11 protein-coding genes are annotated in these 13803 nt (G+C 65.1%); 6 read left to right on the forward strand and 5 right to left on the reverse strand.

The annotated features are described in order from the left end of the window. Nucleotides 1-106 precede the first annotated feature (106 nt). Nucleotides 107-691, reverse strand: coding sequence for a response regulator transcription factor (locus AC1RDJ_RS02725; RefSeq protein ID WP_071322103.1), 585 nt, complete (start codon nucleotides 689-691; stop codon nucleotides 107-109). Between the two features lie 34 nt (nucleotides 692-725). Continuing rightward, on the reverse strand, nucleotides 726-2738 hold the full coding sequence (locus AC1RDJ_RS02730) for a PAS domain S-box protein (RefSeq protein WP_493026415.1): 2013 nt from the start codon (nucleotides 2736-2738) through the stop codon (nucleotides 726-728). Between the two features lie 136 nt (nucleotides 2739-2874). Between AC1RDJ_RS02730 and AC1RDJ_RS02735 the strand changes: the two genes are divergently transcribed. From AC1RDJ_RS02735 to AC1RDJ_RS02760, 6 genes are all read left to right on the forward strand, one after another. Next, on the forward strand, nucleotides 2875-3867 hold the full coding sequence (locus AC1RDJ_RS02735) for a TRAP transporter substrate-binding protein (protein WP_442905928.1): 993 nt from the start codon (nucleotides 2875-2877) through the stop codon (nucleotides 3865-3867). 125 nt (nucleotides 3868-3992) lie between these two features. Further along, the gene (locus AC1RDJ_RS02740) at nucleotides 3993-4565 is read left to right on the forward strand and encodes a TRAP transporter small permease (protein ID WP_071322106.1); all 573 of its coding nucleotides are present in this window, start codon (nucleotides 3993-3995) and stop codon (nucleotides 4563-4565) included. Then, nucleotides 4562-5842 (forward strand): TRAP transporter large permease, encoded by a 1281-nt coding sequence (locus tag AC1RDJ_RS02745; RefSeq protein WP_071322107.1) that lies wholly within the window; start codon nucleotides 4562-4564, stop codon nucleotides 5840-5842. Before AC1RDJ_RS02740 ends, AC1RDJ_RS02745 begins: the two co-directional genes overlap by 4 nt. Nucleotides 5843-6267: 425 nt before the next feature. Next, complete coding sequence (locus AC1RDJ_RS02750; RefSeq protein WP_071322108.1) at nucleotides 6268-6768, forward strand: methylated-DNA--[protein]-cysteine S-methyltransferase; 501 nt, start codon at nucleotides 6268-6270, stop codon at nucleotides 6766-6768. Further along, nucleotides 6765-7682, forward strand: a complete 918-nt coding sequence (gene xerD / locus AC1RDJ_RS02755; protein ID WP_442905891.1) for a site-specific tyrosine recombinase XerD — start codon at nucleotides 6765-6767, stop codon at nucleotides 7680-7682. Before AC1RDJ_RS02750 ends, xerD begins: the two co-directional genes overlap by 4 nt. An 80-nt stretch (nucleotides 7683-7762) precedes the next feature. Further along, a complete protein-coding gene (locus AC1RDJ_RS02760) occupies nucleotides 7763-7969 on the forward strand; it encodes a hypothetical protein (protein WP_493026416.1) in 207 nt (68 codons plus the stop codon). Nucleotides 7970-8038: 69 nt separating this feature from the next. Here AC1RDJ_RS02760 and AC1RDJ_RS02765 read toward each other — a convergent pair whose 3' ends face one another. Genes AC1RDJ_RS02765 through AC1RDJ_RS02775 form a run of 3 tightly spaced genes read right to left on the reverse strand, consistent with a single transcriptional unit; the run spans nucleotide 8039 to nucleotide 13530 of the window. Next, nucleotides 8039-9316 carry a TolC family protein gene (locus tag AC1RDJ_RS02765; protein ID WP_493026417.1) on the reverse strand — a complete coding sequence of 426 codons (1278 nt, stop codon included), beginning with the start codon at nucleotides 9314-9316 and terminating at the stop codon, nucleotides 8039-8041. Further along, nucleotides 9303-12407, reverse strand: coding sequence for an efflux RND transporter permease subunit (locus AC1RDJ_RS02770; RefSeq protein WP_493026418.1), 3105 nt, complete (start codon nucleotides 12405-12407; stop codon nucleotides 9303-9305). Before AC1RDJ_RS02770 ends, AC1RDJ_RS02765 begins: the two co-directional genes overlap by 14 nt. Next, nucleotides 12400-13530 (reverse strand): efflux RND transporter periplasmic adaptor subunit, encoded by a 1131-nt coding sequence (locus tag AC1RDJ_RS02775; RefSeq protein WP_071322112.1) that lies wholly within the window; start codon nucleotides 13528-13530, stop codon nucleotides 12400-12402. The genes AC1RDJ_RS02770 and AC1RDJ_RS02775 overlap by 8 nt, the downstream gene beginning before the upstream one ends. Nucleotides 13531-13803 lie beyond the last annotated feature (273 nt).

A 13803-nucleotide genomic window follows, 5' to 3' on the forward strand; every position in this document is an offset into this window, starting at 1 on the left:
GTGCTGTCGGGTTACGCGCTGCGCGCTAACCCGACCTACCCGACCTACATTGCAATGTAGGTTGGATTGGCGGCGCGCCAGCGCCGCGTAATCCAACACTGCTGCATTACTTCAACAACCCCGCCAGCTCCACCGCCGTCTTGACCTGCATCTTGTCGAAGATATGCGCGCGGTGGACTTCCACGGTGCGCATGCTGATGCCCAGCTTGTCGGCCACCACCTTGTTCATCTTGCCCGCCAAAATCAGGTCCAGCACTTCGCGTTCGCGCGTCGACAGGGTGGCCAGGCGCGCGTGCACGGCGGCCAGTTCGCCGGCCTGGCGCGAGTTGGCCAGGCCTTGCTGCACGCGGTCCATCAGGTCGTTGTCGTTGAACGGCTTTTCAAAGAAATCGAAGGCGCCGCGTTTCAGGCTGTCGACGGCCATCGGCACGTCGCCGTGGCCGGTGAGGAAAATCACGGGCAGGCGCGCCGTCAGGTCGCGCTTGACCAGCTGGTCGAACAGGGCGATGCCGTTCATGTCGGGCATGCGCACGTCGAGCAGCACGCAGTCGCCGCCGGCGTCGAAGCTGCCATCGAGGCTGTCGAGGAATTGCTGCGCGCTGGCGTAGCTGCGCGCCTCGATGCTGCGCGAGGCGGCCAGCCAGGACAGGGAGTCGCGTACGACTTCTTCGTCATCAATGATATGCAGCATGGTGTCTCCGGCTTTCTGTTATCGTCGTTATCGGTTAGTGCGGCGCGCGCGGCACGGCCGGCACGCTGAATGTAAAGATGGTACCGCCAGCGGGGTTGGCGCTGAAGGTCAGCGCGCCGCCGTGAAATTCGATGGCGGTGCGGCAGATGTTCAGCCCCATGCCCATGCCCTCGGCCTTGGTCGAGAAGAAGGGCGAAAACAGCCGTTCGGCCACGTCCTGCGGGATGCCGTGGCCGTGGTCGATCACGTCCACCGTCACCATGTCCTGCTGCGCGTCGTGGCTGGCCCGCAGGCGCATGATACGCCGTCCCGGCGCCGCATCCTGCATCGCCTCGATGGCGTTGCGTGTCAGGTTCAGCAGTACTTGCTCGATCATCACGGGATCGGCGCGCAGCAGCGGCAGGTCGGCAGGTATCTCTTCCTGGATGGTCACATAGTATTTGCGCGCCTGCAGGTCGATCAGCGCGCGGATGCCGTCGATCAGGGTGCGGATGGCGATATCCTGGCGCTGTGGCTCGCTCTTGCGCACGAAATCGTGCACGCTGCGGATGATCTGGCCGGCCCGCTGCGCCTGCGCGCCCGCGTGCTCCAGCGCCGGCTTCAGGGTGGCCGGGTCGACGGGCGCGCCGCTGTCGATGGCGCGCCGTATCAGGTTCAGCGCGCCCGTGGTGTAGCTGGAGATGGCCGCCAGCGGCTGGTTCAGTTCATGCGCCAGCATCGACGCCAGTTCGCCCATGGTGGCCAGGCGCGAGCTTGTCTGCAGTTTTTCCTGCTGCTGGCGGTTCAGTTCCTCGACGCGCTTGCGGTCCGAGATGTCGAGCACGGAGCCCATCCAGCCCGTCTGCTGGCCGTGCTTGTCCACCAGCGGCGCCTCGAAGATCAGCACCGGCACGCGGGTGCCGTCGGGGCGCTGGAAATAGGTTTCGAACTGCGGCGTGGGATTGCCGGCCAGCGCCTTGACGAAGCGCTGCTGGTATTCTTCCAGCGCCTCGGGCACCCAGTAGGGCATGGGCGGCAAGCGCCCCAGGATTTCCTCGGGCGGATAGCCGACGATCTGGCAAAACGCGGGATTGACATAGGTGACGCGTCCTTCCAGGTCGCGCGCGCGCATGCCCGTCACCAGCGAGTTTTCCATCGCCGTGCGAAACAGCATCTGCTGGCGCAGCGCGCCTTCGGCCATCAGGCGGCGCGAGATATGCCGCCACAGGGCCAGCAAGCTCCATATCAGACCCAGCGAGAGGGCGATGACGGAGCCGACCAGCAAGTTGGGCAGCAGCTTGGGCTGGCTTTTCACGCTGTCGGTAAACAGCGTGATGGTGGCGCCCGGCACGTCGAGCGCGCGCTTGTGCGTGTACACGCCGTGGCCGGGACCGGCGGCGGCGCGCCGCGCCAGCACCTTGTCGTCGCGGTCGATCAGCGAAATCTGGTTATCCTGGGCGAACCACCATGGCACCATTTCATCGAGCAGGCTGCCGATCTGGTAGGTGGCCACCAGGCTGCCCACGTAGCGCTGGCCATCGAACAGGGGCTGGTGGTAATCCATCAGCATGGCGCCGGGCGGCGCGTCGGGGAAGCCGCTCTGCTGCGAGGGCTGGGCGTACTGGCCCCGGTGCAGGCGGCGCGCATTGTCGCCGGCCGTCAGCGAGGCCGGCGAAAAGGCCAGCTCGTGCGGCAGGCTGTTGTCGCTGGTGGCCAGCACCTTGCCGCCGGTGTCGAGCCACAGCACGCGCTGCAGTTCGCGCCCGTTGCGCAGCATCTGCTGCAGCCGTTCATGGACTTTTTCCGCGCCGAGGGCGCCGCTGGCGATGTCGGTGCCCAGGTTGAACAGGCTTTCCTCGTTGCGCGCCAGCTGGAAGCGGATGGTCTGCTCGACCCACAGCGTGTCGGCGATCAGCTGTTCCTGGCGTTCGTTGCTCTCCATCTGGCGTGCCTGCCATGGCAGCCAGAACAGGATGGAGAGGAACAGCAGCAGCAGGATGACGGGCAGCAGCCAGCGCATCGGGCTCGATAGCTTGAAGCGGCGCGCAAGGGTGGGGGGAGTCGGCATGGCTGGCAGGGTAGCGGCTTATCGGGCGCGGGCTATTGTGGTTAACCACAATAGCCGAGGCAGTTTCTTTGGCACAATATCCAAGTAGACAAATAATAAAGTTTTTCAAAAAACCATTCAGGAGACAGAAATGCAGATGAAAACCATGTTCGTCGCGCTGTGCGCGGCCATCGGCGCCACCGCCGGCGTGCACGCCTACGCCCAGGCGCCCATCGTCATCAAGTTCAGCCACGTCGTGGCGACCGATACGCCGAAAGGCCAGGCCGCCGAACGCTTCAAGCAGTTGGCCGAGAAAGCCACGAATGGCAAGGTCAAGGTCGAACTGTACCCGAACAGCCAGCTGTACAAGGACAAGGAAGAACTCGAAGCCCTGCAGCTGGGCGCCGTGCAGATGCTGGCGCCCTCGCTGGCCAAGTTCGGCCCGCTGGGCGTGAAGGAATTCGAGGCGTTCGACCTGCCATATATCTTCCCCACCAAGACCGCGCTGTATAACGTCACCGAAGGCGAAATCGGCAAGAGCCTGCTGAAAAAGCTGGAACCCAAGGGTATCACGGGCCTGGCCTACTGGGACAACGGCTTCAAGGTGATGTCGGCCAACAAGCCGCTGCATCACCCGGCCGACTTCAAGGGCCTGAAGATGCGCATCCAGTCGTCGAAGGTGCTCGACGCGCAGATGCGCGCGCTGGGCGCCAATCCGCAGGTGCTGGCCTTCTCGGAAGTGTATCAGGCGCTGCAGACGGGCGTCGTCGACGGCACGGAAAATCCGCCATCGAATATGTACACGCAAAAGATGCATGAAGTGCAAAAGCACGTGACCGTGTCCAACCACGGCTACCTGGGCTATGCCGTCATCGTCAACAAGAAATTCTGGGACGGCTTGCCCCCGGAAATTCGCAGCCAGCTGGAAAAAGCCATGCGCGAGGCGACCACGTTTGAAAAGGCCATCGCCCAGCGCGACAATGACCAGGCCCTCGAGGCCATCAAGAAGGCGGGCAGGACGCAGATCTACACGCTGACGGTGCAGGAGCAGGCCGAGTGGCGCAAGGCGCTGGCGCCCGTGCAAAAAACCATGGAAGCGCGCATCGGCAAGGACTTGATCACGGCCATCAACAAGGAAAGCGCGAAGTAAGCCGCTGGTTTCAGCGTTCTGCGCCGCCTGGCGCAGATGGCAGGGCATCGCCTGCCGATCCGTCTCACCGGCCCCGGCGCGTCCTGCGCGGGGGCCAGCGCACCCGCACTCTTTGAAAGTCCACCATGAAATTTCTGGATCACCTGGAAGAGTGGCTGATCGCGACCCTGATGGGCGCGGCCACCTTCATCATTTTCGTCGCCGTCGTGCACCGCTACCTGGCGGGCTTGCCCATTCCGGGCGTGCAGGATTTCCTGATTCAAATCAATACCAGCTGGGCCCAGGAGCTGTGCATCTACATGTTCGTCTGGATGGCCAAGTTCGGCGCCGCGTATGGCGTGCGCACGGGCATCCACGTGGGCGTCGACGTGCTGATCAACCGCATGAACCCGCGCTGGCGCGACCGCTTCATCGTCTTCGGCCTGGCCGCCGGCGCCCTGTTTACGGGCGTCGTGGGTACCCTGGGTGCCAGCTTCGTGTGGTCGATCGGCCACACGGACCAGACCTCGGCCGACATGGAAGTGCCGATGTGGCTGGTCTACCTGGCCGTGCCGCTCGGTTCCTACCTGATGTGCTTCCGCTTCCTGCAGGTGATGGTGCATTTCATCAAGACGGGCGCCTTGCCAAAACACGACCACTCGCATGTCGAGGGGCTGGACGAGGAATTGACGGCGGAAGAAAAAGGAGCCAAGGCATGAACGCGCTGATCATTTTTGTATTGCTGCTGGCGCTGATGCTGACCGGCATGCCGATTTCCATCTCGCTGGGCCTGACGGTGCTGACCTTCCTGTTCACCATGACCAGCGTGCCCATCGAATCGGTGGCCCTGAAGATCTTTACCGGCATCGAGAAATTCGAGATCATGGCCATCCCGTTCTTCATCCTGGCGGGCAATTTCCTCACGCATGGCGGGGTGGCGCGGCGCATGATCAACTTCGCCAGCTCCATGGTGGGCCACTGGCATGGCGGCCTGGCGCTGGCCGGCGTGATGGCGTGCGCGCTGTTTGCCGCCGTTTCCGGCTCCAGCCCCGCCACCGTGGTGGCGATCGGCTCCATCATCCTGCCCGCCATGGTCAGGCAGGGTTATCCGCGCGGTTTCGGCGCCGGCGTCATCACCACCTCGGGCGCGCTGGGCATCTTGATACCGCCATCGATCGTGATGGTGATGTATTCCGTCAGCACCAACACGTCCGTGGGCAAGCTGTTCATGGCGGGCGTGATTCCCGGCCTGATGCTGGCCATGCTGCTGGGCCTGACCACCTGGTTCCTGGCGCGCAAGCATAACTATCCGCGCATGCAGAAAGCCAGCTGGAAAGAGCGCTTCGTCACCTTCAAGAAGAGCGCCTGGGGCCTGCTGCTGATCGTCATCGTCATGGGCGGCATCTATTCGGGCGCCTTCACGCCGACGGAAGCGGCGGCCATGGCTGCCGTGTACGCCTTCATCATCGCCGTCTTCGTCTACAAGGACTTGAAGCTCAAGCAGGTGGGCAAGGTCTTGCTCGATTCGGCCGCCATGTCGGCGATGCTGCTCTACATCATCACCAACGCCGTGCTGTTCTCGTTCCTGATGACCAGCGAAAACATTCCGCAGGCGATGGCCGAATGGATCACGGGCAAGGGCCTGGGCGTGATCAGCTTCCTGCTGGTGGTCAACGTGCTGCTGTTGTTGGCCGGCAACGTCATGGAACCGTCGTCGATCGTGCTGATCATGGCGCCGATTCTGTTCCCTGTCGCCATGAAGCTGGGCATCGACCCCGTGCACTTCGGCATCTTGATCGTGGTCAACATGGAGGTGGGCATGTGCCATCCGCCTGTGGGCCTGAACCTGTACGTGGCGTCCGGCATCACGAAGATGGGCATTTCCGAACTGACCGTGGCCGTGATGCCGTGGCTGCTGACGATGCTGGGCTTCCTCGTGCTGATTACCTACGTACCACAAATTTCGCTGTGGCTGCCGAATTTAATTTACAACTAAAATAACTGTCCCCGCCATGGTGCAAAAAAAGTCGATCCGGCCGAATAAATGCGCTATGATGGGCGGCCTTACGGGGAAACACGTATAAGCATATGCGCCCCGGTAGCAAGGCTGCGGTACAGAATTGGTTACAAGGTTGGTGGGGGAGTGGTCTATAAAAACGGTATTGATACCGGGGATATATTGAGGAGACACACGTTTCACAGAAGTTGTTGAGTCATAGCTGTCTGCGGCCACAAGCCGGCACCGGCGGACCCAAACGACCGGGAACGTGAAGCAATATTTGAAGCGCACCGACTGGTGCGCTTTTTTTTCGTGCCGTGGAAACGTCCGCCGGCACGCCTAAAGTCGGTGCATAATCCCCGTGGCGCTGTCTCCGGCGCCGGCAGGTTGCATATATGCCACACTTGAATAATGATCAGCAGATGAAAAAACAACAGGGCAGTGAGCGCTTCAGCGCCATCGTGGCCGCGCCGTTCGGCGCCATGGGCGTGCGCGCGGAGGGTGGCCAGCTGCGCGAACTGGTTTACCTGCCGCCGCACTTCGACGAGAAGGCGCCGCAGGATGCCGTCTCCGAACTGGCTTGCGCGCAGCTGGCGCGCTATTTCCGTGATCCCGATGCGCCGTTCGACTTGCCGCTGGCCGAGCTGGGCAGCGCTTTCCAGCAACGAGTCTGGGCGGCGATTGCTGCCATCCCGCGCGGCCAGGTGCGCACCTATGGCGACGTGGCGCGCCTGATCGGCTCGGCGCCGCGCGCCGTCGGCCAGGCTTGCGGCGCCAACTGGTATCCCGTGCTCATCCCCTGCCACCGGGTCACGGCCGCGGGCGGCCTGGGCGGCTTTGCCCACCACGACGACGCCACGGGATTCCACCTGGGCGTGAAGCGCTGGCTGCTGGCGCACGAAGGCGTGGAAGCCTACCGATGATGAACAGCCTGCTGGCGCCCGACAACGCCACCCTGATCGATGAATTCTGTGACAGCCTGTGGCTGGAAGACGGCCTGTCGAAAAATTCGCTGGACGCCTACCGGCGTGACATGCGATTGTTCGCGCGCTGGCTGGAGGTGGCGCGGCCCGGACGCGACGGCCTGTACGACGTGTCCACGACCGATATCGAAGCGTATTTCGCCGCCCGCCACGACGAGAGCAAGGCGACGTCGTCGAACCGGCGCCTGTCCGTGCTCAAGCGCTTTTACCAGCTGGCCCTGCGGCACAGGCATATCGCGGCCGACCCGTGCCTGAAGATGGTGTCGGCCAAGCAGCCTGCGCGTTTCGTGCACACGCTGAGCGAAGCGCAGGTCGAGGCCTTGCTGGCGGCGCCCGACGTCAGCACGCCGCTGGGCCTGCGCGAGCGCACCATGCTCGAGCTCATGTATGCGAGCGGCTTGCGCGTGTCGGAGCTGGTGGACTTGAAATCGGTGGAGCTGAGCCTGAACGACGGCGTGCTGCGCATCACGGGCAAGGGCAGCAAGACGCGGCTGGTGCCGTTCGGCGAGCAGGCGCGCTTGTGGATAGAGCGCTACTTGAAGGAGGCGCGCGGCGTGATTCTCGATGGCCAGATGGACGATGCGCTGTTCGTCACACGGCGCGGCGGCGCCATGACGCGGCAAATGTTCTGGGTGGTGATCAAGAAACATGCGCTGAGCGCGGGCATCACGGCGCCGCTGTCGCCGCATACCCTGCGCCATGCGTTCGCCACGCACTTGCTGAACCATGGCGCGGACTTGCGCGTCGTGCAATTGCTGCTCGGACACTCCGATATTTCCACCACGCAGATCTACACGCATGTGGCGCGCGAGCGCCTGAAACTGCTGCATGCGCAGCATCATCCCCGTGGCTAAAAACTTGGCGTTTCGCTCAACTGCGTCATAATGTGCCTTATGCGGTTATCTGTAACATCTAAAAACTAAAGAGGTAGTAAATGGCCAAGACAAATTTCCAATACGAAAAACGGCAAAAAGAGCTGGAAAAGAAGAAGAAAGCCGAGGAAAAAGCCAGGCGCAAGCTGGAAGCGAAAAACAATCCGAAGCCGGCCGATGGCGCCGAGGGCGATGAGCCGGAAGCGGACGACGCCGAGGTTGACGCAGATGCGGCCGCCGACGGCGACGCGCCTTCCCAGCCGCAGTAATTCCCCGTCCCCGATGACCGGCGCGGCATCATCGCCGCGCCGGCATCCACGCGTTTTACCCTCCCCTTGCTATAACGCCGGCCGCTGGCCGATGGCCAGTTGCAGCTGCGTGCTGGCGATGGCGGCATCGGCGCGCGCCTGCAGGTAGCCCTGCCAGGCATCGTCGGCCGAGCGTTGCGCCGCCAGCCATTCCAGCAGCGAGGCATTGCCGCTGAAGTAGGACAGGCGCATGCCGTCCACCACCTTTTGCGCGTCCTGCAGCACGCCGTCGCGGTAGCGCGCCAGCCGTTCCTGCGCCGAACGCCACTGCAGCTGCGCCGTGCGCACTTGCGTCTCCGCTGTCAGTTCCGCCTGGCGCAAGGCCAGCATCGCCTGCGTCACGCCCGCTTCCGCCTGCACCACGTCGCCCTTGTCGCGCCGCGACAGCGGGATCGGGATGGCCAGCGAGACGGAGAGCGCGCGCGAGCGGGGCGCGCCATCGACGGCATCGCCATTGCCGTCGATGCCATCGCGGTAGCCGCGCGCGGCCGAGAGGCCCAGCGTCACCGTCGGGTCGACGGCGCGGTTGGCGCGCACCAGCGCCGCGCTATCGCGCAGATTGTCCAGCGTGGCGCGGGCGATGCGCACGTCGCTGCGGGCGTTGAGCGCCTGCGGCACCAGCGCAGTGGCGTCGCCGCCGGCATACGCGGCAAAGTCGCAGGCCAGTTGCGCTTGCGGGAACAGGCTGCCGAACTGGCGCCCCAGCGGCGGCGACAGGTTCAGCATGGCGCTTTGCGCCTCGCTGCGCGCCAGTTCCAGCTCGGCCTGGAACTGGTCGCGTTCCACGCGCGACTGCAGCAGCTCGATGCCGCCCACGTCGCCCGACTTCAGCCTGACGTCATTCGCTGCCACCACCTTCGACAGCGCCGCCATGGTCTGCTCCTTGCGCAGCAGGACGTCGCGCGTGCGGCACGCTTCCGTGAACGCCGTCGCCGCTGTCGCATACAGGGCGTCTCTGAAGCCGGCCACCGTTTCCTCGGCCAGCACGACATTGCTGTGCGCGGCTTTCAAGCGCGCGGCGCGCTTGCCGCCCGTCTCGATGGCCATGCTGATGGCTGGCGTCCAGGTGACGGGACGGTGCGGCAGCGCGCGCACGGTCTCGCGCGCGGCGCCCAGCGTGAATTCGGGATCGGGACGCAGGCCGGCAATGCCGATGCCGGCTTTGGCCGAACCGATGCTCTCCTGCTGCGCCTGCAGTTCCAGGCTGCTGCTCTCCACGGCAGTCAGGTAGGTCTCGAAGGTCAGGGGCGTGGCGCCCAGCGCGGGCGAGATCAGCAAGCCCGCGAATATCCAGTTAATGCGTGTCATGGGTCTTTCCTTCCGTTTGCGTCCGGCGCTTTGCTACATACGCCTCGATCAGGTAATACAGGGCCGGCAACAGCAGCAGGGTCAGGGCCGTGGCCGTCACCAGGCCGCCCACCACCACGGTGGCCAGCGGGCGCTGCACGTCGCTGCCCAGGCCCGTGGCCAGCATGGCCGGCGTCAGGCCCAGGGCCGCCACGGTTGCCGTCATCAGCACGGGGCGCATGCGGTCGCGCGCGCCTTCGAGCACGGCCTCGCGCAGGCTTTTTCCTTCCTCGGCGCGCAGGCGGTTGATCTGCGCCAGCATCAGCACGGCATTGAGCACGGCCACGCCGAACAGGGCGATGAAGCCGACGGCGCTCGATACATTCAGCGTCATGCCGCGCAGGTGCAGCGCGGCCAGGCCGCCCAGCATGGCCAGCGGCACGGCCAGCAGCACCAGCGCCGGCTGGCGCAGGTTGCGGAACTGGCCAAACAGCAGCAGGAACATGGCGCCCAGGGTCATCGGCAGGATCAGCGCCAGGCGGCTTTGCGCGCGCTGCAGGTTTTCGAACTGGCCGCCCCACTCGACGCCGATGCGCTGGTGCTCGCCGGCCACGGCCTGCGCCACCAGCGGGCGCGCCTCGGCCAGGAAACCGGCCAGGTCGCGTCCGCGGGCATTCAGGCGCACGATGATGTGGCGCCGTCCCATTTCGCGCACGATCACGCTTTCGCCCGAGGTGGTGCTGATGCTGGCCACCTGCGCCAGCGGCACCCTGGCGCCGTTCGCGGCCGTCAGCATCAGACTGGCGATGGCGTCCGGGCTGGAGCGCACGGCGGGCGGGAAGCGCACGGCGATGTCGTAGCTTTTTTCGCCCACGTAGACCTGGCCGATGGGCGCGCCGCCGATGCCGGTGGAAATCAGGTCGGCCACGTCGGCCGCGTTGATGCCGTAGCGGGCCGCCTTCGCCCTGTCCAGCTCCACCTTCAGGTTGGGCAGCGGCGGCTCCACATCCACCGCCACGTCGGAAGCGCCAGGGACGCCTTTCAATACGTGCGCCACCTTGCCGGCGATGCGGCGCACCTCATCGAGGTCGTTGCCGAAGATTTTCACCGTCAGGTCGCTGTGCGCGCCCGACAATTTATCCTGCACGCCGTCGATCATCGGCTGCATGAAGGCCACCGTGTAGCCGGGCATGCGCGCGAAGCGTTCGTTCATTCTGGCGATCAGCTGCTGCTTGCTCATGCCCGATTTCCAGCTTTTATACGGATGCAGGCCCACGCTCGCTTCGATGTGCGACGGCGTCCAGTAGTCGGTGCCGTCGTCGTTGCGCCCCGTCTGCGTGACGATGGTCGACACTTCCGGGAACTCCAGCGCGGCGCGGCGCAGTTCGCTGGCCATCTCGGAGGCCTTCTCCAGCGTGATGCCGGGCGGCATCTGCACCTGCAGCCATAACGATCCTTCGTCGAGATAGGGCAGGAAATCGCGTCCGATGCTGCCGCCCAGGATGGCCAGGGCCGCCAGCGACCCCGCGCAGACGGCCGCCACCCAGCGCTTCCTGCCCACCATGCGCTCGAGGAAGCGCGCATACAGCGCCGCCAGCGCTTCCAGCGCGCGGTTGTGGAACATGCGGCGCGGCTTGCGGAAGGCCAGCCAGGCCAGGCCCGGTATGAGCACCAGCGCCACCACCAGTGCGCCCACGAGCGCCGCGCCGACCGCATACGCCATCGGCGAGAACAGCTTGTATTCGATGTGCTGGAAGGCGAACAGGGGCAAATACGCGGCGATGATGACGGCCATGCCGAACAGGATGGGGCGCGCCACCTGCAGGGTGGCTTCGATGGCGTCCTGCAGCGCGAGGGGGCGCTGCTCCTCGCGTTCGCGGCGGCGCAGTATGTTTTCCAGCACCACCACCGAACCGTCGACGAGGATGCCGAAGTCGATGGCGCCCAGCGATAGCAGGTTGGCGGGAATTTTAAAGTGGTGCATGAAGATGAAGGCCATCAGCAGCGCCAGCGGGATCGTCAGCGCGACGATGGCGGCCGCGCGCGGGCTGCCCAGGAACAGCAGCAGCACCAGGGCGACGAGCAGCATGCCCTCGCCCAGCGTGAACCCGACCGTGTGCAGGGTGGCGTCGATCAGCGAGCTGCGGTCCAGGTAGGGCACGACCTTCACGTCCTGCGGCAGCAGATTGCCGTTCAAGTCGTCCACGGCTGCATGGATGCCGGCCAGCGCCTCGGACGGGTTGAAATCCTTCAGCAGCAGGGTGATGCCCTCGATGGTGTCGGGGTTGCCGTCCTTGCCGAGGATGCCGCGCCGCTCCACGTTGCCGTAGGCGAGCTTGCCGAGGTCTTTCACCAGCACGGGCACGCCGTTCTTGCTGCTGACGACGACGTTGCCCATGTCGTCGAGCGAGTGCAGCAGGCCCACGCCGCGCACCACGTACGATTGCTGGCCGCGGTCGATGACGCTGCCGCCGCCGCTGATGTTGTTGGCGTTGATGGCATCCTTGACCTGCGCCAGCGAGAAACCGTAGCTGTCGAGTTTTGCGGGATCGAGCTCCAGCATGAATTGCGTGGTCAGTCCGCCGAAATTGCTGACGTCGGCCACGCCGCGCACCTGCTGCAGGCGCGGTATCACGGTCCAGAACTGCAGTTCGGACAGTTCGCGCAGGCTGCGGCTTTTCGATTCCAGCGTGTAGCGGTAGATTTCGCCCGTCGGCGAGGTGTAGGGATCGAGCCCCGGCTTGGCGTCGTACGGCAGGTTGACGCTGGCGAGCCGCTCCTGCAGCCGCTCGCGCGTGAAGTAGCCGTCGCTGCCATCCTCGAACACCACGGTGATCAGCGACAGCGCGAACAGGCTGCGCGTGCGCAGCACATGCATGCCGGGCGTGCCGAGCAGGGCGCGCTCGAGCGGTATCGTGATCTGCTGCTCGATTTCCTCCGCGCCCAGGCCCGGCACCTGCGTGACGATCTGCGAAGTGACGTCGGCGATGTCGGGGTAGGCCTCGATGGGCAGCTGTTTCCAGCTGTAGATGCCGTAGGCTGTGACGAACAGCAGCACGAGCCAGACGATGCCGCGCCGCTGGCAGCAGGTGGCGATGAAACGGTCAATCATTGAGCAGCACTCCTTCCTTGACGACGATGCGTTCGCCCGCCTTGAGTCCCGAGACGATTTCCACCTGCTCGCCATGGCTGGCGCCGACCTGCACCACGCGTGGCTCGAAGCGCAGCGGGCCGCGTTCGACCATCACCCGCGTCGACAGCCCGCTTTGCAGCACGGCGGCCGCCGGCACGACGATGGCGCGGCGCGAAGCGCCGGCAAACCCCGCGTGGGCGAACATGCCCGGCTTGAAGGCGCCGCTGCGGTTGTCGATGGAAACGCGTACCTTCACCGTGCGCGTTTCCGCATCGAGCACGGCACCCACATAGGCGACCTTGCCCTCGAAGTGTTTGCCGGGCCAGGCGTCGAGCGTGATGCGGGCCTGCTGTCCCACGGCCACCTGCGCCAGGTCCTTCTCGCTCACGTTGGCCGACAGCCACACGGTGGACAGGTCGGCCACCGTCATGACGGGCGCGTTGATATCGTTCCAGTAGCCGCCCTGGGCGCCGTCCATGGCGATCACGGTGCCGGCAATGGGCGAGCGCAGCACGTAGTCGCGGCGCGAACCGCGCGCGCCGGCGCCGTACTGCGCCAGCTTGTCGGCGCTCGCTTGCGCATCGCTGCCGGCCTGCTCATAGCTGGCCTGGGCCGATTCGTATTCCTTGCGCGCGGCGATCTGCGCCTCGAACAGCGTTTTCTGGCGCTCCAGTTCCTGGCGCGCCTGCAGCAGGGCGGACCTGGCCTTGCTGTCGTCCGCATAGGCGGCGCTCAGTTCCGCCGAATCGAGCGTGAACAGCGGGTCGCCCGCCTTTACGCTGTCGCCCAGCGCGCGCTGCAGGCGCGTGATGCGCCCGGCCAGGGGCGGCGTGATTTTCACCAGCTTTTCCGGCATCGCTTCGATGCTGCCCGGCGCGTCCGTCTGCGTGGCGATATCCTGTTCCTGCGCGGGGGCGATCTGCAGGCGCTGGCGCAGCGGCGACAGTTTGCCGACTTCGATGCTGCCATCATCGAGGTGGCGCGATGGGACAGGCGGCGAGGCCGCTGGCGTCGGCCTTGCGCAGCCGGCGAGGGCCGAGCAGCTGAGGGCCACGGCGAGCGCGCAGCAGGCGCCCAGGGCGTTGTGGGTGGTCGTGTTCATCCCGTGTTTCCTTGTTGTTGGTGGTGGTAGCGGCATGCGTGGATGCCATGCCCAGGCGGGCGATCAGAGGGGGCGCAGGTGGCGCGGACAGCGTCAAGACGGCAGCGTCACAACAGCGCCGGAAAAGCATAGCAAGGGCGTCCTGAAGAAGCGCCCAAGAATGCCTGAATCATTCTTCAGGTTCGGTGCGGGCAGGCGACGGCGCGGTAAAATGCAGCGATGGAAACCCCGGAACATGCGGGGAATGCGGGAAAATGCGGCGCGACGCGACGG

It is taken from the genome of Janthinobacterium sp. GW822-FHT07H10, assembly GCF_058798675.1.